This is a genomic window from Wolbachia endosymbiont (group A) of Lasioglossum fulvicorne, assembly GCF_964028605.1.
In the GTDB taxonomy this organism is placed as follows: domain Bacteria; phylum Pseudomonadota; class Alphaproteobacteria; order Rickettsiales; family Anaplasmataceae; genus Wolbachia.
In genome coordinates this window covers 873,161-890,164 of sequence record NZ_OZ034798.1, presented here as the reverse complement: position 1 = coordinate 890,164, position 17,004 = coordinate 873,161, and the positions used below count along the sequence as shown (strand labels likewise).

General features: G+C 34.1%; 30 protein-coding genes and 1 pseudogene. All 31 read left to right on the top strand.

What is annotated here, in order from left to right; genetic code table 11:
* The first annotated feature begins 6 nt into the window (after positions 1-6).
* Positions 7-729: a 50S ribosomal protein L3 gene (gene rplC / locus ABWU71_RS04870; RefSeq protein WP_353284170.1), complete on the top strand. Its 723-nt coding sequence runs from the start codon at positions 7-9 to the stop codon at positions 727-729.
* A gap of 2 nt (positions 730-731) precedes the next feature.
* Positions 732-1,346, top strand: a complete 615-nt coding sequence (gene rplD / locus ABWU71_RS04865) for a 50S ribosomal protein L4 (RefSeq protein ID WP_353284169.1) — start codon at positions 732-734, stop codon at positions 1,344-1,346.
* Positions 1,343-1,630 carry a 50S ribosomal protein L23 gene (locus tag ABWU71_RS04860; RefSeq protein ID WP_064124642.1) on the top strand — a complete coding sequence of 96 codons (288 nt, stop codon included), beginning with the start codon at positions 1,343-1,345 and terminating at the stop codon, positions 1,628-1,630. Before rplD ends, ABWU71_RS04860 begins: the two co-directional genes overlap by 4 nt.
* Position 1,631: 1 nt before the next feature.
* Positions 1,632-2,456 carry a 50S ribosomal protein L2 gene (rplB, locus tag ABWU71_RS04855; RefSeq protein WP_265037319.1) on the top strand — a complete coding sequence of 275 codons (825 nt, stop codon included), beginning with the start codon at positions 1,632-1,634 and terminating at the stop codon, positions 2,454-2,456.
* A gap of 3 nt (positions 2,457-2,459) precedes the next feature.
* Complete coding sequence (rpsS, locus tag ABWU71_RS04850; protein ID WP_353284168.1) at positions 2,460-2,744, top strand: 30S ribosomal protein S19; 285 nt, start codon at positions 2,460-2,462, stop codon at positions 2,742-2,744.
* Positions 2,745-2,749: 5 nt separating this feature from the next.
* The gene (gene rplV / locus ABWU71_RS04845) at positions 2,750-3,100 is read left to right on the top strand and encodes a 50S ribosomal protein L22 (RefSeq protein WP_353284167.1); all 351 of its coding nucleotides are present in this window, start codon (positions 2,750-2,752) and stop codon (positions 3,098-3,100) included.
* 39 nt (positions 3,101-3,139) lie between these two features.
* Entirely contained in the window at positions 3,140-3,754 is a 615-nt protein-coding gene (gene rpsC, locus ABWU71_RS04840; protein WP_353284166.1) for a 30S ribosomal protein S3, read from the top strand.
* Between the two features lie 14 nt (positions 3,755-3,768).
* Positions 3,769-4,182 (top strand): 50S ribosomal protein L16, encoded by a 414-nt coding sequence (rplP, locus tag ABWU71_RS04835; RefSeq protein ID WP_353284165.1) that lies wholly within the window; start codon positions 3,769-3,771, stop codon positions 4,180-4,182.
* A gap of 11 nt (positions 4,183-4,193) precedes the next feature.
* Positions 4,194-4,397: a 50S ribosomal protein L29 gene (gene rpmC / locus ABWU71_RS04830; protein WP_353284164.1), complete on the top strand. Its 204-nt coding sequence runs from the start codon at positions 4,194-4,196 to the stop codon at positions 4,395-4,397.
* Positions 4,390-4,626: a 30S ribosomal protein S17 gene (gene rpsQ / locus ABWU71_RS04825; RefSeq protein WP_353284163.1), complete on the top strand. Its 237-nt coding sequence runs from the start codon at positions 4,390-4,392 to the stop codon at positions 4,624-4,626. Before rpmC ends, rpsQ begins: the two co-directional genes overlap by 8 nt.
* Before the next feature lie 13 nt (positions 4,627-4,639).
* On the top strand, positions 4,640-4,999 hold the full coding sequence (gene rplN, locus ABWU71_RS04820; protein WP_006279348.1) for a 50S ribosomal protein L14: 360 nt from the start codon (positions 4,640-4,642) through the stop codon (positions 4,997-4,999).
* A complete protein-coding gene (rplX, locus tag ABWU71_RS04815) occupies positions 4,999-5,316 on the top strand; it encodes a 50S ribosomal protein L24 (RefSeq protein ID WP_410530422.1) in 318 nt (105 codons plus the stop codon). The genes rplN and rplX overlap by 1 nt, the downstream gene beginning before the upstream one ends.
* A 6-nt stretch (positions 5,317-5,322) precedes the next feature.
* Positions 5,323-5,856, top strand: a complete 534-nt coding sequence (gene rplE / locus ABWU71_RS04810; protein WP_010962750.1) for a 50S ribosomal protein L5 — start codon at positions 5,323-5,325, stop codon at positions 5,854-5,856.
* 16 nt (positions 5,857-5,872) lie between these two features.
* Entirely contained in the window at positions 5,873-6,181 is a 309-nt protein-coding gene (gene rpsN / locus ABWU71_RS04805) for a 30S ribosomal protein S14 (protein ID WP_064124653.1), read from the top strand.
* A gap of 21 nt (positions 6,182-6,202) precedes the next feature.
* Positions 6,203-6,598: a 30S ribosomal protein S8 gene (gene rpsH, locus ABWU71_RS04800; protein WP_007551150.1), complete on the top strand. Its 396-nt coding sequence runs from the start codon at positions 6,203-6,205 to the stop codon at positions 6,596-6,598.
* Between the two features lie 16 nt (positions 6,599-6,614).
* On the top strand, positions 6,615-7,160 hold the full coding sequence (rplF, locus tag ABWU71_RS04795; RefSeq protein ID WP_353284162.1) for a 50S ribosomal protein L6: 546 nt from the start codon (positions 6,615-6,617) through the stop codon (positions 7,158-7,160).
* 5 nt (positions 7,161-7,165) lie between these two features.
* Positions 7,166-7,537 (top strand): 50S ribosomal protein L18, encoded by a 372-nt coding sequence (rplR, locus tag ABWU71_RS04790; protein WP_353274531.1) that lies wholly within the window; start codon positions 7,166-7,168, stop codon positions 7,535-7,537.
* Positions 7,538-7,549: 12 nt separating this feature from the next.
* Positions 7,550-8,062, top strand: a complete 513-nt coding sequence (gene rpsE, locus ABWU71_RS04785) for a 30S ribosomal protein S5 (protein ID WP_010962748.1) — start codon at positions 7,550-7,552, stop codon at positions 8,060-8,062.
* 3 nt (positions 8,063-8,065) lie between these two features.
* Positions 8,066-8,536, top strand: coding sequence for a 50S ribosomal protein L15 (rplO, locus tag ABWU71_RS04780; RefSeq protein ID WP_353284161.1), 471 nt, complete (start codon positions 8,066-8,068; stop codon positions 8,534-8,536).
* Positions 8,537-8,539: 3 nt separating this feature from the next.
* Positions 8,540-9,868: a preprotein translocase subunit SecY gene (gene secY / locus ABWU71_RS04775; RefSeq protein ID WP_353284160.1), complete on the top strand. Its 1,329-nt coding sequence runs from the start codon at positions 8,540-8,542 to the stop codon at positions 9,866-9,868.
* Positions 9,865-10,506, top strand: coding sequence for an adenylate kinase family protein (locus ABWU71_RS04770; protein WP_353284159.1), 642 nt, complete (start codon positions 9,865-9,867; stop codon positions 10,504-10,506). Before secY ends, ABWU71_RS04770 begins: the two co-directional genes overlap by 4 nt.
* Positions 10,507-10,565: 59 nt before the next feature.
* The gene (gene rpsM, locus ABWU71_RS04765) at positions 10,566-10,934 is read left to right on the top strand and encodes a 30S ribosomal protein S13 (protein ID WP_353284158.1); all 369 of its coding nucleotides are present in this window, start codon (positions 10,566-10,568) and stop codon (positions 10,932-10,934) included.
* 24 nt (positions 10,935-10,958) lie between these two features.
* Positions 10,959-11,345, top strand: coding sequence for a 30S ribosomal protein S11 (rpsK, locus tag ABWU71_RS04760; protein ID WP_353284157.1), 387 nt, complete (start codon positions 10,959-10,961; stop codon positions 11,343-11,345).
* A gap of 21 nt (positions 11,346-11,366) precedes the next feature.
* On the top strand, positions 11,367-12,434 hold the full coding sequence (locus tag ABWU71_RS04755) for a DNA-directed RNA polymerase subunit alpha (RefSeq protein ID WP_353284156.1): 1,068 nt from the start codon (positions 11,367-11,369) through the stop codon (positions 12,432-12,434).
* Positions 12,435-12,441: 7 nt separating this feature from the next.
* Positions 12,442-12,870 carry a 50S ribosomal protein L17 gene (gene rplQ, locus ABWU71_RS04750; protein WP_007550873.1) on the top strand — a complete coding sequence of 143 codons (429 nt, stop codon included), beginning with the start codon at positions 12,442-12,444 and terminating at the stop codon, positions 12,868-12,870.
* A 23-nt stretch (positions 12,871-12,893) separates the two neighbouring features.
* Positions 12,894-13,244 carry a YraN family protein gene (locus ABWU71_RS04745; protein WP_353284155.1) on the top strand — a complete coding sequence of 117 codons (351 nt, stop codon included), beginning with the start codon at positions 12,894-12,896 and terminating at the stop codon, positions 13,242-13,244.
* A gap of 41 nt (positions 13,245-13,285) precedes the next feature.
* Entirely contained in the window at positions 13,286-13,846 is a 561-nt protein-coding gene (atpH, locus tag ABWU71_RS04740) for an ATP synthase F1 subunit delta (protein WP_353284154.1), read from the top strand.
* The gene (atpA, locus tag ABWU71_RS04735) at positions 13,843-15,384 is read left to right on the top strand and encodes a F0F1 ATP synthase subunit alpha (RefSeq protein WP_353284153.1); all 1,542 of its coding nucleotides are present in this window, start codon (positions 13,843-13,845) and stop codon (positions 15,382-15,384) included. The genes atpH and atpA overlap by 4 nt, the downstream gene beginning before the upstream one ends.
* Before the next feature lie 9 nt (positions 15,385-15,393).
* Entirely contained in the window at positions 15,394-15,888 is a 495-nt protein-coding gene (gene greA, locus ABWU71_RS04730) for a transcription elongation factor GreA (protein ID WP_353284902.1), read from the top strand.
* A 6-nt stretch (positions 15,889-15,894) separates the two neighbouring features.
* Complete coding sequence (gene ribB / locus ABWU71_RS04725; RefSeq protein ID WP_353274549.1) at positions 15,895-16,539, top strand: 3,4-dihydroxy-2-butanone-4-phosphate synthase; 645 nt, start codon at positions 15,895-15,897, stop codon at positions 16,537-16,539.
* 71 nt (positions 16,540-16,610) lie between these two features.
* Positions 16,611-16,979: pseudogene (locus ABWU71_RS04720) on the top strand (M48 family metalloprotease); the annotation flags it as partial.
* Between the last annotated feature and the right edge of the window lie 25 nt (positions 16,980-17,004).

Sequence of the window (17,004 nt, the reverse complement as noted above, 5' to 3'; positions counted from 1 at the left end):
AAGGAAATGAAGAGAATGAATTCGCTGAGGAGAATTGGTTTATTAATGATGAATATTGGTCATACTGCTATGTATTCTGACAATAGTCGCATGGCTGTAACTTTATTGCATCTCAGCGAAACTTATATTATTGATATAAAAGGACAAGATAAATGTGGCTATAATTCAATCATTTTAGGCACAGGAGATTTAAAAAATATAGCAAAACCTCAGTTAGAATATTTAAAGAAAAAGGGTATAAATAATAAATGTAAGTTATACGAAAGTAGATTAAATGACCTGTCGGGAATAGAATGTGGTAAAAAAGTGGGAATCAATCATTTTGTGGTTGGTCAATATCTTGATATTACGGGTTATTCTATAGGTAAAGGATTTGCTGGTGTGATGAAGCGGCATAATTTCAGTGGGCTTAGGGCATCTCATGGTGTTTCTATTGCTCACAGATCACAAGGTTCCACTGGCCAATGTCAGGATCCTGGTAGAGTATTCAAAGGAAAGAAAATGGCTGGTCATTTAGGTAACAGCAGGATAACTGCACAAAATATGAAGATATTATCCATTGATCATGAAAATAGTATAATTGCTGTGAAGGGTAATAATGTTCCTGGGTTTAAAAATTCCTATGTTTTTGTAAGAGATGCAGTTAAAAAATCTTTACATAAAGATGTTCCTTTTCCGGTGGGTTTACTGTTAGATGTAAATGATGATGCTAGTAATTTGGTAAGTTAGTTATGGAATGTAATTTAGTTAATCTATCTAATAATAATGTAGGTACTGCTCAGCTCAATCCTTTGATATTTTCTGCTAAGCAAAAATTGAGTGTTTTGCATGATATAGTGAGATGGCAATTAGCAAAGAGAAGAGCTGGTACTCATAAAACAAAAGGTATCAGTGATGTCTCTGGTACAACAGCTAAACCTTATGGTCAAAAACGTACCGGTAGGGCAAGACAAGGGAGCTTGCGATCTCCTCAATTTAGAGGTGGTGGGGTTATTTTTGGCCCTGTTGTGAGGAATCATACTTATTCTCTTAATAAGAAGGTACGCAAATTTGGTTTAAAAATTGCTTTATCTCTAAAGTATTTAAATAATCAAGTAATTATTCTGGATAATTTAAATATTGATGTGAAGAAAACGTCTGAAATGTGTAAATGTATTAAAAATTTTAAATTTTCTTCCTTTTTGATAGTTGGTGATTATGGAGATGATTTGTTGCGTGCTGTTAGAAACTTGCATTATGTAGACTTAATCAAACCTATTGGGTTAAATGTCTTTGATATATTGAATCACGAATGCGTGATGTTGACAAAGGATACTTTAAAGCATCTTGAAGGTAGATTGTTATGATCAAATATAATAATATAATAAAATCTCCTATAATTACAGAAAAGGCCTCTTTTTTGAGGGAGAAGTTTAATAAATATTCTTTGTATGTTTTTGTAAATGTAAATAAGCGTCAAATAAAGTTGGCAATAGAGTCTCTATTTGATGTTAAAATTTCTTCTATAAATGTTGTTAGAATTAAGCCTAAATATAGGCGTTTCAGGGGTGTGATTGGTTGTGAAAAACAGAAAAAGAAAGTTTATTTTTCTTTGATAGATGGTCAAAAATTAGATATAATGAGCGTTTAATATGGGTATGAAATTTTTTAATCCTGTTACTCCGTCTTCTCGTGGGACTGTGTTAGTAAGTAAAGTTGGTTTATCAAAAGATGAGCCAGAAAAGTCTCTTACATCCGGTAAAAAGTCCAGTGGTGGAAGAAATAATTATGGTAGAATTACAACTCGTCATAGGGGTGGTGGTCACAAAAAGAAGTATAGAGTTATAGATTTTAAGCGTAATAGAAGTGGTCAGGGTATAGTTGAAAAAATAGAGTATGATCCAAATAGAAGTGGGTTTTTAGCGTTAATATCATATAAGGAAGATGATATTAAGTCTTATATATTAGCTCCTCAAGGTATGAAGCCTGGTGATGTTGTTACAGCTGGAAATGATGCTGATATTTTACCAGGGAATTGTTTGCTACTCAAGCATATACCTGTTGGTTCTTTCGTTCATAATGTTGAGCTGAAGCCAGGTAATGGTGCTGCGATTGCTAGAGCTGCTGGTTGTTATGCACAAATCGTTGGTCGTGATGGCCAATATGTTTTATTACGACTCAGGTCTGGTCAAATTAGGTTGATTTTATCTTCTTGTAAGGCTACTATTGGTGTAGTATCTAACCCTGACCATAAGAATAGAAAGCTGGGTAAAGCTGGGAGAAGTAGGTGGCTTGGAATTAGACCTACTGTGCGTGGGGTTGCGATGAATCCGGTTGACCATCCTCATGGAGGTGGGGAAGGAAAAACCTCTGGTGGTCGTCATCCTGTTACTCCTTGGGGTGTTGCAACAAAAGGGAAGAAAACTCGGAGGAAAAATAAATCTAGTGATAAGTATATAAAACAATTGAAAGGTTAGTTTATGAGTAGATCTGCGTGGAAGCCTCCTTTTTGTCATCCTTCTATATTAAAGTCGGTGAATAATGCTTTAAACAAGGGGTTTGTTAACATGGCTATAAAAGTTCATTCTAGGGCTTCTGTAATTCTTCCTAATTGTTTAGGTTTAAAGTTTGCTGTTTATAATGGTAAGGATTACATTCCTGTTAATGCTAATGATCAGAATATGATAGGTCATAAGTTTGGTGAATTTTCGCCCACTCGTAAATTTACTGGGCATAGTGGTGATAAAAAGGCGACAAGAAGGTAATTGATATGAAAAACAGAGATGTAATAGTTAAAGCTGGTTCTAGGGTTTTAAAATCAACTCCTCGTAAATTGAATTTGGTTGCTGGTTTAGTACGTAATAAAAAAGTTTCTTTTGCCACCGTGCAATTAAGATTTTGCGAAAAAAAAGCTGCGGGTCTTATAAGGAAGGTATTAAATTCTGCGATTGCTGATGCTCAATATAATTATGGATTGGACATCGATAATTTATATATAAAAGAAATTTTAATAGGTAAGTCTCTTACTTTGCGTAGGGTATGTCCAAAAGCTATGGGTAGAGCTAATAGAGTTAGTAAACGTTATAGTAATATAACTGTAAAATTGGGGGAAATTATATGATTCATAAAAATAGAAAATTAATAAGGAAAGTGCAAAAGTATGGGAAACGTTAATCCTAAAGGATTTAGGTTAAAAATAATTAATGCTTGGTCATCTGTTTGGTATGCTGAGAAGGGTTATAAACAAGGGCTGCATCAAGATTTATCTATTCGCAGTTATATAAATGAATCTTTTAAGCATGCTGGTGTTTCTAAAGTAATTATAGAGCGTACGATCGATTTGGTGTCTGTAATAATACATTCTTCTAGACCTGGAGTGATAATAGGTAAGAGGGGCTCGGATATTGAGAAGATAAAGCAAAAGATAGCTGAAAAAGTAAAAAATAATGTGGAAGTGAATGTAGTAGGGGTTAAAAGGTCTGAAATAGATGCAGTTTTAATATCAAACAGCATTGCACAGCAGTTAGAAAAAAGGGTTTCATTTAGAAGAGCGATGAAAAAAGCTATTCAAAGTTGTTTGAGGATGGGTGCTAGAGGTATTAAAGTAAGTTGTTCTGGGCGCCTTGGCGGAGCTGAGATAGCTCGTACTGAGTGGTATAAAGAAGGCCGTTTGCCTTTGCATACTTTACGTGCTAATATAGATTATGCTTTTGCTGAAGCAAAAACTATATATGGCATCATAGGAGTTAAGGTCTGGGTATATATTGGTAACTAATTAGGTATATTGAAATGTTTGTTCCCAAAAAAAGTAAATATAAAAAAGTATTTAAAGGACGAATTAAGGGTAACACGAAAGGTGGTAGTACGCTATCTTTTGGAGATTATGGTCTAAAGGCTATGGAAGCTGGTAGGATTCAATCTAAACATATTGAAACTGCAAGGCGTGTAATATCTAGAACATTAAAACGCTCTGGTAAAGTGTGGATAAGAATTTTTCCTGATACCCCTGTTAGTAAAAAGCCGGCGGATGTGCGTATGGGTAAAGGGAAAGGTAGTGTTGAGTTTTGGGTATTTAAAGCTAAGCCCGGTAGAATATTGTTTGAAATTAGCAGTGATGTTCCCATGCATTTAGCAAGATTGGCGCTTGAAAAGGCAACTGCTAAGCTTCCTATGAAGTGTAAATTTGTATCTAATCATAATTAAATGGAGTTGCAATGGATATAGCTGACATTGAATCGAGGTCTTCACAAGAATTGCATGAAATTCTTGTGAATTTGAGAAAAGAGTTTGTTAATTTGGTTTTTCAAAAGAAACTGGGCCAGTGTAACGATATTTCGCGTTTTAGCTTAATAAAAAAGAGCATAGCTCGTATTCTAACTACATTAAATAAAAGAAGAAGAGAGGAAAAGAATGCCTAAAAAGATTTTTTGTGGTACTGTAACTAAGGCTAAGTGTGATAAGACTGTAAAGGTTTCGGTATTACAAGTGTATAAGGATGAGCTGTATAAAAAGGTTATAAAAAAATACAAGAAGTATACAGCACATGATGAGAGTAATAGTTGTAAAGAAGGGGACAAGGTTTTAATACAAGAACACAAGCCTATTTCTACTACTAAAAAATGGGTTGTTGTTAATAGCTCACATTGAATAGGATATTTACATGATTCAAAAAAATACATTATTGGAAGTAGCTGATAATTCTGGTGCGCGTGCAGTGCTTTGTATTGGTTTATTGGGTGGTAGAAAATCTGCATCTATAGGTGACACAGTTATTGTATCTACTAAATCTATTACTCCAAGAGGGAAAGTTGAGAAGGGAAAAGTATATAGAGCAGTTGTGGTGAGGGTGAAAAGCCCTATTAGAAAATCTGATGGTTCTGTAATTCGTTTTTCTAGCAATGCTGTAGTTTTGATTAACGATCAAGGTGAACCACTTGGCACTCGGGTGTTTGGTCCGGTAAAAAAGTTATCATCTGGTTCTTTTATGAAGATAATGTCATTAGCTGTTGAGGTTTTATAATGAGTGCTAAAATAAAAAGTGGTGACGACGTTATAGTTTTAACTGGTAGAGATAAGGGAAGAATTGGTAAGGTAATCAAAGTTATAGCACGTGATGCTAAAAAGAAAGTAATTGTTTCTGGAGTGAATGTGCATAAGAGACATACTAAACCAAAAGCTGGTAGTAGTGGTGGTATATTAAATAAAGAGTTAGCTATTGATATATCCAACGTTGCAACACTGGACCCTAAATATAAAACTTCAACTAGAGTGGGGTTTAAGGTTATAGACGGTAGAAAAGTGCGTTTTGCAAAAGTTTCTGGAGAAGTGATAGATTAGGTTGATATGTTTAAAGAATTGTATAAAGATAGCATAGTAAAGTCCTTGAAGGATAAGTTTAATTACGGCAATATAATGCAAGTGCCTAAACTTGTCAAGGTGTGTATCAATATGGGCGTTGGAGATGCTGCTACAGATAGTAAAGCAATAAATGAACCACTTGATAGCCTGTATTTGATTGCTGGGCAGAAGCCTTTATCAACTTTTGCAAAAAAATCTATTTCTGGCTTCAAGATCAGAAAAGGTGCTACAGTAGGTTGCAAAGTAACTTTGCGTAGAGATAAAATGTATGAGTTTTTAGAAAGATTGATATATATTGCTTTGCCAAGGGAAAAAGATTTTAGAGGATTTAGTGTGAAGCAATTTGACGGTAATGGTAATTTTTCCTTTGGTATAAAGGAACATATCTCGTTTTTAGAAATAGACTATGATAAAATAAGTAAAATTAGAGGTATGGATATTAATATTATAACAAGTGCAGTTAGTGATAAGGAAGCAAAGGAATTATTACTGGCTCTTAAATTTCCTTTTTTTGATTAATTGAGAGGAGAAATATATGGCAAAAAAATCTATGATAGAAAGAAATCTTCGCAGAATAAAGTTGTGCGATCAATATAAAGAAAAAAGAGAAAAATTGAAATCTATAATAAATAATAAGAATTTGTCTATTGTAGAAAGGTTTACAGCTCAAAATAAATTAATTAAAAAATTGCCTAGAAATTCTTCTAAAACCAAAATTAGAAATAGGTGTGCTTTAACTGGGAGACCAAGAGGAGTATATAGAAAATTTGGTTTATGTAGAATTGTTTTGCGTGATTTATGTTCTTTTGGGCAAGTTCCAGGAGTTACAAAGTCTAGTTGGTAAATATAATATAAGGAGTATATTGTGGCGTTATCTGATAGTATTGGTGATTTTTTGACAAGGATACGTAATGCTCAATTGGCAATGCATAGGGCAACAAGGGTACTATTTTCTAAGATGAATTCTTCTATATTGGAGATTTTAAAAGAGGAAGGGTATATTCTTGATTATGAAAAGCAAGTGGTAGATAATTTACCTTCTTTCATTGTAAAATTGAAGTATTATGAGAAGTCACCTGTAATTAGTGACATAGTTAGGGTGTCAAAGCCTGGTTGTCGTCGTTATTCTAAATATAAGGACATTTCTAAAGCATATAACGGTCTTGGTATTTTTATTATATCGACACCCAAAGGAGTGATGACTGATTATAATGCACATAAGTTAAAGGTTGGTGGAGAAGTTTTGTGTCGTGTGTTTTAAATAATAGGAGAAATTCATGTCTCGTATAGGTGCTGCTCCTATCAATATTCCTGCTGGTGTTTCAGTTGAATATAATAATGCTAGTATGTTAATAAAGAGTGCTAAGGCTGAAAAAGAAGTTAGCTTGATCAGGGATGTTGTGTGTCAGATTATTGATAATCAGCTATTGCTTTCTGTTGATCAAGATAAAGATAATTATGATAAAATAAAGCCTATGTGGGGCACTTATAGGAGTAATATTAATAATATCATTAACGGCATGGTTGATGGTTTTTCTGTTAATCTTGAGATTAACGGTGTGGGATATAAGGCAGAGTGTGATGGTAAGTATTTGACTTTGTATCTTGGTTATAGCCATAATGTTAAATATAAAGTGCCTAAAGATGTTGAGATTAAGTGCATAAAGCCAACTCACTTAGTAGTTAGTGGTATGGATAAGCAGAAGGTCTATATGGTGGCGTCTGATATATGCAAAATTAGAAAATATGATCCTTACAAAGGTAAGGGTGTTGTAATAAAAGGCAAATTTATGCTGCGTAAGGTTGTAAGTAAAAAGAAGTAATAAAAATGAAAAGATCGTATAATTTTTTAAGTAATTCTGAAAAAAGGAAGTTACGTAATAGAGCGAAGCTTGACAAGAGCGCTGAACGTTTACGTATATCCATATTTAAATCTAATAGGCATTTTTATGTCCAGTTAATTAATGATGTAAAAGGAGTAACTCTCACTTCAGCTTCTACTTTGGATGCTAAAATTAAGGATGTATGTAAAGGGAAAGTCAACGCTGAAACTATAAAACAGGTTTCTTCTTTAATGGTTGAGCGTCTGTCTGGCATGAAATTAGAGCAGCAGCTTACGTTTGATCGTGGAGCGTATAAATATACAGGATTAGTTTCTCAATTTGCTGAGGCTTTAAGAAGTTCTGGATTTGAATTTTAGAAGGTTTTGAATATGGCTATAAAGAATTTACAAAATAATAATGATTTATCAGAGCTTTTAGTTTCGGTACGAAGAGTGACAACGGTTACCAAAGGTGGTAGAAGATTTTCATTTTCAATTTTGGTTGTTGTTGGCGATGAGAAGGGTAGGGTAGGGTGTGGAATAGGTAAGCACGCAGAAGTTGCTGAAGCAAGAGTCAAAGCTGTAAATGCTGCAAAGAAATCGATGATTAGAGTGTACTTGCGTGAAGGTAGAACTTTGCATCATGATATTAAAGCTAAATTTTGTTCTGGTGAGATAGTTTTAAGAACCGCAAGAGCCGGAACAGGTATTATTGCTGGTGGAGCGATTAGATCAGTTTTTGAGGTGTTAGGTATAAAGGATGTGGTAGCTAAATCCACTAGATCAAATAATCCTCATAACGTTATATGTGCGGTGTTTAAGGCTTTTGATAGTATGTTATCTCCTCGTCAGGTAGCAAGCAAAAGAGGCAAGAAGATTAGCGAGATAGTTGGAAACAGGTAAAGTATGAATAATGCTGTAAAATTAAACTCTATATTTACTAAATTATCTAAGAAAAAGAAGCCTAAGTTGCTGGGTAGAGGTATCGGTTGTGGTAAAGGTAAAACATCCGGTAGAGGGCATAAAGGGCAAAAGGCTAGAAGTGGAGTTTCCATAAATGGTTTTGAGGGTGGACAACAGTCTATATATACTCGTTTGCCTAAAAGAGGTTTTAAGCCTATACGTAGGAACATATACTCTATAATTAATGTTGGCGATATACAGCGCTTAATGGAAGCTAAAAAAATAGTGAAAGACTCTGTTATAGATAAGGAGAAGCTGTATAAATTAGGTTTTGTAAAGTCTATTAAGGATAAAATTAAACTTCTTAATAAAGGTAAGTTGAGCGAAAAATTTGTGTTTCACGTTGATTTTGCGTCAGAAGCTGCAAAAAAATCTGTAGCTTCAGTTGGTGGTAGTGTGGAAATACTATCATAAATCATGAGCAGTAAATCCGCATTTAATAGCTTGGATCCTACGTTGTTATATAAAGGTGATTTATTAAAGCGTATATTTTTTACGCTAATAGCTTTAATTTGCTATCGCTTGGGTACTTATGTGCCTATTCCTGGAATTAATCTTGATGTGATTAATGATATATTTCCCAAAGAGGGCTCAGGCGTTTTTGGAGTATTTAATTTATTTTCTGGTGGTGCATTGGCTAGAATGACAATTCTAGCATTGAACGTTATGCCATATATAATGGCTTCTATCATTATTCAGTTACTTTCTTCTGCGATTAAAGGAGTGAAGGAAGTTAAGAATGATGGAGAGTCAGGCCGTAGAAAGATGAATTCTTATATACGCTATCTGACCATAGTAATTTGTGTATTTCAATCAATTCCAATTTTGGTTGGATTGGAAGGGATGAATAGGGAAGGGGTATTGGTTGTAATCGAACCTGGTGTTATGTTTCGTACAATAGGTGTTTTCAGCCTTTTAGGTGGAACTATGCTTTTAATATGGCTTGGTGAACGAATCAGCGCTAGTGGTATAGGCAATGGTATCTCATTAATCATTTTCACGGGCATAATATCAGAGTTACACAGCGCTTTGTCATCTTTGTTAACGTTAAATAAAAACGGTAGCGTATCGTTATTTATTATCCTTTTTGTTTTGGTATTGTTTTTTTTGCTGCTACTCTTAGTCATTTTTGTAGAGTCTTCTTATAGGAAGGTTATTGTTCAACATCCTAAAAAGCAATTTAAAAGATTACGTAATGACGATTTTACTTATATTCCATTGAAGATTAATTTATCTGGTGTAGTACCAACCATTTTTGCTAATGCAATTTTATTGACACCTATTTCAATTGCAAATTTCTATAAGGGGCACGCTTTTTCTGATTTTATTTTGAATTACTTTATGGCAAATAAAGTAGTATATATTGTAGCCTATTTGATGCTGATAGTATTTTTTAATTTTTTCTATACCAATTTTATATTTAATCCAGAGGAAAACGCAGATTTTCTTAAAAAAAATGGTGGTTTTATACCTGGTAGAAGGCCTGGGAAACATACTTCTGATTACCTTCAAGATGTAGTTTTTAAGTTGACATTCATTGGCTCTGCGTATTTGGTAGTCATATGTACTGTACCTGAAGTTATGAGATATTATTATGATATACCATTTATTTTTGGTGGGACGAGCTTACTGATTATAGTGAACGTTATTACTGATACTATTATGCAAATACAATCTTATATTTTTTCAAATAGGTACGACAGTTGGATAAAGAAATATGAGTCTAAAACGAGGAAAGTAAGATGATCATTACAATTTTTGGTCCTCCAGGTTCTGGTAAAGGTACTCAGTCGAGCTTGTTAATAGCAAAATATAATTTAAAATTAATTTCAGTAGGGGATTTATTAAGGAATATTATATCTAGCAGTAGTGAGTTAGGTGAAAAAATAAAGGGTACCGTGGAATCTGGTAATTTAATTCAAGATGAAATTATATGTGGATTATTACGTGACCAGCTTGCATTAGTGGATGGTAATTGCTTATTAGATGGTTTTCCGAGAAATTTAAACCAGGCTCATTTTTTAACTCAAGTTTTGCAAGAAAAATATAATAGGGATGTTGATATTGTGGTTGAGCTGCAGCTTGACGATAATATTGCAATCGATAGATTAAAAAATCGTCTCGCGTGTTTGGACTGTAAAAGCATATATAGTGTATCTTCTTTTAAGAGTACTACTTGTGCTAAATGTAAAAGTACGAGGTTAGAGAAAAGAATTGATGATGCTGATATGTCTGCAATTAATAAGAGAATAAGTGAATATCACCTTCAAATGAAAGGTTTACGCGAGTATTATAAAGGCAAATTATTAACAATTGATGCTAATTTGAGTGTTGATGAGGTAATGCAAGAGATTGAAAGTAAAATTTCTTGTAATTTGGTTTGACTCTGAGTTGTTTTATGGTATAAATTAAGAGTTGTTATTAATAAAGTATCGAGGTACCAGTGGCACGTGTTGCAGGCATAAATATTCCAGTGAGGAAATGTGTTCCTTTTGCATTAACTTATATATATGGTATAGGTATTGCTACTGCGAATGTAATTTGTCACGCTTGCGAAGTTGATAAGCGCAAACGTGTTTCAGAATTACGAGATGAAGATATAGAAAAGGTCAGCAGTTTCATTAGACAAAATTATGTTATAGAAGGTGAGCTCAGAAAAGAAGTGGCTATGAACATAAAATCTTTAGTGGAAATGGGATGCTATAGAGGAGTGAGACATAGAAAAGGTTTACCTGTGAGAGGGCAAAGGACTCATACTAATGCTAAGACTCGTAAAGGTAGATCTCGGTTGCCTATTGCTGGGAAAAAATGAAATTTATTATTATTGTGAGTTTTAATGAAAAAAGTCAAAACGGTTGGTAAGAGTACAAAGGAGTTTATTACTGGTGTTGTTCATATTCGTGCAACTTTTAATAGTACTTTTGTAAATGTAACTGATGTTCATGGTAATACGCTATGTCAAACTTCTGTGGGTGCATGTGGTTTTTCAGGTTCGAGAAAATCCACGCCTTATGCTGCAGGTAAGGCTGCGGAGGCTGCTGCGAAGAATGCAATAGAGAGATTTGGTATGAAGGTTGTCTCTGTAATAATTCGTGGTCCTGGCTTTGGTACCGAAGCTGCGGTTAAAGCACTTCAGAGCTGTGGGTTGACTGTGACTTCAATTGCAGATAAAACCGCAATTCCTCATAATGGGTGCAGGTTAAGAAAAAAAAGAAGAGTATAGGATATTTGAAAAGGTTGTTTTATGTATTATAATGATGATGTTTCTCTCTGTAGCAATTTAGGTAAATTGATTAAACCTAGTTCAGTTAAGGTAATATCAGATGATTCAAGTGGAAAAAGTGATATAGTGCTAGAACCGTTGGAAAGTGGTTTTGCTTTAACATTAGGTAATGCATTAAGACGTGTAATGTTATCTTCTCTTAAAGGTAGTGCTGTTTATGGAATAAAAATTGAAGGTGTAACTCATGAGTTCACTTCAATTCAAGGGGTGAGAGAAGACGTAACTGATATAGTGTTAAATATGGGCATGTTGAGGTGTAAATTAAATGGTGCTTCTAATAAATGCTTAAATTTAAACGCTAAAGGGCCTTGCCAGGTATTAGCTGGGATGATAGAAACTGATGATCAATGCTCTATTGTTAATAAGGATTTATTAATATGTACGCTGGGGCAAAATGTAGAGCTTAACATGACCATATATGTGGCTAGCGGAAAAGGTTATCTTCCTGTAATTAAGTATAAAGAAAACGAACTTTTGAAGCTTATGAGTGAACAGGATTTAATTGGTTTTATTCCAGTTAATGCTTTGTATAGCCCTGTCAACAGGGTTTCGTACAGGGTAGAGAGCAGTCGTGTTGGCCAAGTGACTGATAAGGATAAGCTGATATTGTCAATTGAAACTGATGGTACAATTTCTCCGAGTCAAGCTGTTGACTCTGCTGCAAGAATATTGCGGGAGCAACTTCAGCCCTTTATTAGTTCTGATGTAAGTTATAAAAAATCGCAGGTTTCTTCGTCTAGTGGTGCTAAAGATTTGGGTTATGACCCTGTCTTATTGCGTAAGGTAGATGAAATGGAATTATCTGTCAGGTCTCATAACTGTCTGAAAAACGAAAACATCACTTATATAGGTGATCTTGTGCAAAAGACAGAAGGTGAAATGTTAAGAACTGCTAATTTTGGTAGAAAGTCTTTGAATGAGATTAAGGCAGTTTTGACTAATTTTGGCTTGTCTTTGGGTATGAATGTGCTAAACTGGCCGCCTAAGGATATAGATGAGTTGGCTAAACAACATACTGATGAAGATTAGGTGATATATGAAACATGGAATAAAAAAACGTAAACTATCTCGTTGCACTGAACATAGGTTATCGACGTTAAAGAATCTATCTATCTCATTAATTAACCATGAGCAGATTGTAACTACTTTACCAAAAGCTAAGGAACTTCGTCCATATGTCGAAAAGTTTATTACAATTGCTAAGAATAAGAATACTTTACATGGTAGAAGACTTTTGCTTTCACGCCTTCATAATAGTAAGCTAGCAGTTGATAAGTTATTAAACGTCTTAGCCAGCCGTTATCAAGATCGTAAAGGTGGGTATTCTAGAATAATAAAATTTAGCACTCGAAAGGGTGATTGCGCTTCAATGGCAGTGATAGAACTGGTTGATAGGGATATTGCAGCAAGAGGTAAGGTTTATAGTAAAAATAAAGAAGGAGGCAAAGTAGTTACACAAAGTTAATTGTTATCATAATTGTTCTTCTTATGGTAAGTAGGTTACGCTACTTTGTAGGTTACTTTGGCGAGTTATTAGTTTTAGTATGTTTAAAACTGAAATGGTATAATGTTATAAAACGCCGTTACCGTTGTAAGTTCGGTGAAATTGACTTAATTGTATCTAAAAAAAAGGAGCTGATTTTTATAGAAGTTAAAACAAGTTTACTTGGAAAAGAAATACCGATATCTCATCTTCAATGTCAGTCTATTATAAATTCTTCTAAGTGTTTCTTAAGTAAAAACCTTAGTTTTTTAGATTATTCAGTCAGATATGATTTATATTTTCTTTCCTTAAAGAGAAGACCTGTTTATATAAAAAATGCTTGGATTGAAGAATGAAAGATTTGTAGCTGAATTAATTTAGATTTACTGGATTTAATATGAAAAAGACCCAATACAATAATTTAGTTTCATCTTACGCTAGAGTGCTGTTTCATGTCTCAGGAAGTAGGTTAGGTATTATAAGGAAAGAAGTAGAATTTTTGTTGGCTTTTTTTAAGGATCAACGTGATGTTTTTGTGTACCTATCCTATCCTATGATTTCTTTTGCACACAAAAAAGAAGTGATGCTTTCTATAAATGAGCACTTGAGTGAGAATTTAGTAAAATTTATTATGGTTATATTTGCAAATAAACGCTCTAGTTTATTGATCCTTATATTAGAAAAATTCTTAAGTCTTGCAAGAGAAAATGAAAATGAATTCGAGATTACTATAAAGTCAGCAGAAACTTTAAAGGAATCTGATATAAAAATAATTACTGAATCTTTGAGCTTTCTTGGTAAAATAATAAAAGTAAGCAATGTGGTTGACTCTTCTATACTAGGTGGCTTCGTAGTTAGGTATGGTTTTAATTTGATCGATGCTTCGCTAAAAAGTTACTTGGATAGGTTAGTTGACTTAAGTAAAATGGAAATATTAAAAGTAAGGAATTTTGTATGAAGAACAGTATGAATGTTTCTGAGATAGCAAGTATAATAAGAGAAAAGGTTGAGACGTTTGATAATCCTATAAAGCGGGAAAATATAGGTGAAGTAATTTCAGTAACAGATGGTATCGCATTGGTTTATGGGCTGGAAAAAGCAAAATTCGGTGAAAAGGTATTTTTTGCAAGCGGTGTAGAAGGAATAGTTCTTGATTTAGATCATGATACGGCTGGAATAGTTGTGCTTGGTAATGACCGTGATGTGAAAGAAGGAGACGTTGTAAAATGTAGTGGTGATGTTGTGCAGGTGCCTGTAGGGCATGAATTGTTAGGGAGAGTTGTAAATGCGTTGGGCCATCCTATAGACGACGGTGGGGAAATTAGAGCCAAAAACAGAATGGATATAGAATCTAAAGCGCCAGGCATTATTGATCGTAAGTCTGTGCATGAGCCACTGCAAACAGGAATTAAAATTATAGATTTGCTAATTCCAATAGGTAGAGGGCAGCGTGAATTAATTATTGGTGATAGACAAATTGGTAAAACTACTATTGCGCTTGATACTATTATCAATCAGAAGAAGATTAACGATGAGGTAAACGAAAATCAAAAAGTTTACTGTGTTTATGTTGCTATTGGACAAAAAATTTCAACAGTAGCAAAAGTGGTAAATAAGCTGAAAGAAAGCGGAGCATTAGAGTATACAACTGTAGTTGTGGCTAGTGCATCTGACTGCGCGCCTATGCAATTTTTAGCACCTTATGCTGGTTGCACTATTGGGGAATTTTTCCGTGACAATGGAATGCATTGTTTGATTATATATGATGATTTATCTAAGCATGCTGTGGCATATAGGCAGATGTCTTTATTGCTCAGACGTCCTCCTGGTCGTGAAGCTTACCCTGGAGATATATTCTATGTACATTCTCGCTTGCTTGAAAGAGCTGCTAAAATGTCTGATAAAAAAGGGCAGGGTTCTTTAACTGCTTTGCCAATTGTCGAAACTCAAGCTGGTGATGTATCTGCATATGTGCCAACAAATGTTATTTCAATTACCGATGGGCAGATCTTTCTTGAGTCTGAATTATTTTATAAAGGGTTTCGACCTGCAGTAAACATAGGTTTGTCAGTTTCACGGGTTGGTTCTGCTGCACAACTAAAGTCTGTGAAGAAAGTTGCTGGTTCTATAAAGCTAAGCTTAGCTCAGTATAGAGAATTAGAAGATTTTGCAAAATTTGGTTCTGATCTTGATGCTAGTGTTCAATTATCCTTGAATAAGGGTAAATATCTTGTCGAGTTATTAAAGCAAAAACAACATTTACCTATGTCAATAGAAGAGCAAGTAGTGCTGATGTATATTTTTTCTAACCTATATAATCAGTTAAGTAAAATACAAATAAGTTACATTAATAAATTTGAACATGATCTTATTAATTATTTTCATACTGTACACCCTGGGGTTTTAAAAAAGTTGTCAAATGACATGAGTGATGATATAAAAGGTGATGTTTTTAACATTGTGAGTAATTTCGTTACTCAATTTAATTGCGTTTAGGTGGTGATTATGGCTTCATCCATTATTAATAAATTTCCTATGACGAGGGAAGGTTTTGAGAATATGCAAGCCGAACTTGAAAAATTAAAGGAAGAAAAACCTTCTGTGATACAGGCTATTTCTGATGCTCGTGATCAAGGTGATTTGTCTGAAAACGCAGAGTATCATGCAGCACGGGAAAGGTTAGGTTTTATTGAAGGCCGTATAATGGAGATAGAAAGTAAGCTCTCACATGCGGAAATAATAGAAGTAAAAAATTTGTCTGGTGATTCAGTAATGTTTGGTGCAACTGTGACATTAAGCATGTTAAGTGATAATAACGGTGAAGTGGAATATGTTTATAAGGTTGTAGGTGAATATGAAGCTGATGTTTCAAAGCAGTTAATATCTGCTAGTTCACCACTTGGGAGTGCCTTAATCGGCAAAAAAGTCGGTGAATATGTGGAAGTGACAGTGCCAAATGGAGAGAAATTGTATAAAATAGTTAAGATTGAATTTAAGTAAATTATTATGGTACAGGCCACTTATGCTTCAATGAGTCTACCCGGTATTTCTTCTGTGGAAGATGTATTAGAGGATGCTCGTTCCGGTAAATTATTCATTTTAGTTGATGATGAAAATAGAGAAAATGAAGGCGATTTGATTGTCTTAGCTGAGAAAATAAAGCCGGAACATATGGCTTTTATGGTTAGGTACGGTACAGGGGTTGTTTGCTTAGCAATGACTAAATTTCACATGAAAAGGTTGGGCCTTAATTTTATGGAAAAGAAAAATATTGGTGAAAATCATACCGCATTTACTACATCAATTGATGCACGTTATGGCATTACAACCGGTGTTTCAGCAGAGGATAGAACGAAAACTATACATGCTGCTATCAACAAGGATGGTACTCAGGATGACATCATAACTCCAGGTCATGTTTTTCCTGTAATTGCACATAAAGGTGGGGTAGCACAACGTGCTGGTCATACTGAAGCGAGTGTTGAAATGGCGAAGTTAGTAGGGTTTGATCATTCAGCAGTTATTTGTGAATTAGTGAATGATGATGGCTCTATGATGCGCTTACCTCAGTTACTTAAATTTGCTGAACAACATAAAATTAAGTTAACTACCATCGACAAACTTATCAGTTACGTTAAAAAATTAAACTAGTGTTTATAAATTTGTATAATTTAAGTGTTAAAATATAGAATTCCTATAAATTATACAAGCACAGAATTTTCATGTTTAGAGTTGCTAAGTTTTTGACCTTATTATTCTTTTTTGCATATTATAATAATGCTTACTCTATTAACATTATTAGAGATAGTGAAGTGGAAGCAATAGTGAAAGAGCTAGCGCAACCTTTATTTTCTGCTGCGGATATTGATCATGAGCAAATAAAAGTTTTTATAATTAATGACAATTCGATTAATGCTTTTGTAATTAACAATAACAGTATTTTCATTCATTTAGGACTTTTACAATATTCGGCTAAACCTTATGTCCTGCTTGGTATATTAGCACATGAGATTGCTCACATATCTGCTGGTCATATATTGCAAATGAGTAGTGCTATGGGTTATTTTCAATCGATAGCAATGATTAGTTATAGCTCTTTTCATAGAAGTCCGGATG

Coding starts and splice junctions, on each gene's coding strand:
- rplC (WP_353284170.1), top strand. CDS start 7: ATGAAGAGAATGAATTCGCTGAGGAGAATTGGTTTATTAATGATGAAT.
- rplD (WP_353284169.1), top strand. CDS start 732: ATGGAATGTAATTTAGTTAATCTATCTAATAATAATGTAGGTACTGCT.
- ABWU71_RS04860 (WP_064124642.1), top strand. CDS start 1,343: ATGATCAAATATAATAATATAATAAAATCTCCTATAATTACAGAAAAG.
- rplB (WP_265037319.1), top strand. CDS start 1,632: ATGGGTATGAAATTTTTTAATCCTGTTACTCCGTCTTCTCGTGGGACT.
- rpsS (WP_353284168.1), top strand. CDS start 2,460: ATGAGTAGATCTGCGTGGAAGCCTCCTTTTTGTCATCCTTCTATATTA.
- rplV (WP_353284167.1), top strand. CDS start 2,750: ATGAAAAACAGAGATGTAATAGTTAAAGCTGGTTCTAGGGTTTTAAAA.
- rpsC (WP_353284166.1), top strand. CDS start 3,140: ATGGGAAACGTTAATCCTAAAGGATTTAGGTTAAAAATAATTAATGCT.
- rplP (WP_353284165.1), top strand. CDS start 3,769: ATGTTTGTTCCCAAAAAAAGTAAATATAAAAAAGTATTTAAAGGACGA.
- rpmC (WP_353284164.1), top strand. CDS start 4,194: ATGGATATAGCTGACATTGAATCGAGGTCTTCACAAGAATTGCATGAA.
- rpsQ (WP_353284163.1), top strand. CDS start 4,390: ATGCCTAAAAAGATTTTTTGTGGTACTGTAACTAAGGCTAAGTGTGAT.
- rplN (WP_006279348.1), top strand. CDS start 4,640: ATGATTCAAAAAAATACATTATTGGAAGTAGCTGATAATTCTGGTGCG.
- rplX (WP_410530422.1), top strand. CDS start 4,999: ATGAGTGCTAAAATAAAAAGTGGTGACGACGTTATAGTTTTAACTGGT.
- rplE (WP_010962750.1), top strand. CDS start 5,323: ATGTTTAAAGAATTGTATAAAGATAGCATAGTAAAGTCCTTGAAGGAT.
- rpsN (WP_064124653.1), top strand. CDS start 5,873: ATGGCAAAAAAATCTATGATAGAAAGAAATCTTCGCAGAATAAAGTTG.
- rplF (WP_353284162.1), top strand. CDS start 6,615: ATGTCTCGTATAGGTGCTGCTCCTATCAATATTCCTGCTGGTGTTTCA.
- rplR (WP_353274531.1), top strand. CDS start 7,166: ATGAAAAGATCGTATAATTTTTTAAGTAATTCTGAAAAAAGGAAGTTA.
- rpsE (WP_010962748.1), top strand. CDS start 7,550: ATGGCTATAAAGAATTTACAAAATAATAATGATTTATCAGAGCTTTTA.
- rplO (WP_353284161.1), top strand. CDS start 8,066: ATGAATAATGCTGTAAAATTAAACTCTATATTTACTAAATTATCTAAG.
- secY (WP_353284160.1), top strand. CDS start 8,540: ATGAGCAGTAAATCCGCATTTAATAGCTTGGATCCTACGTTGTTATAT.
- ABWU71_RS04770 (WP_353284159.1), top strand. CDS start 9,865: ATGATCATTACAATTTTTGGTCCTCCAGGTTCTGGTAAAGGTACTCAG.
- rpsK (WP_353284157.1), top strand. CDS start 10,959: ATGAAAAAAGTCAAAACGGTTGGTAAGAGTACAAAGGAGTTTATTACT.
- ABWU71_RS04755 (WP_353284156.1), top strand. CDS start 11,367: ATGTATTATAATGATGATGTTTCTCTCTGTAGCAATTTAGGTAAATTG.
- rplQ (WP_007550873.1), top strand. CDS start 12,442: ATGAAACATGGAATAAAAAAACGTAAACTATCTCGTTGCACTGAACAT.
- ABWU71_RS04745 (WP_353284155.1), top strand. CDS start 12,894: ATGGTAAGTAGGTTACGCTACTTTGTAGGTTACTTTGGCGAGTTATTA.
- atpH (WP_353284154.1), top strand. CDS start 13,286: ATGAAAAAGACCCAATACAATAATTTAGTTTCATCTTACGCTAGAGTG.
- atpA (WP_353284153.1), top strand. CDS start 13,843: ATGAAGAACAGTATGAATGTTTCTGAGATAGCAAGTATAATAAGAGAA.
- greA (WP_353284902.1), top strand. CDS start 15,394: ATGGCTTCATCCATTATTAATAAATTTCCTATGACGAGGGAAGGTTTT.
- ribB (WP_353274549.1), top strand. CDS start 15,895: ATGGTACAGGCCACTTATGCTTCAATGAGTCTACCCGGTATTTCTTCT.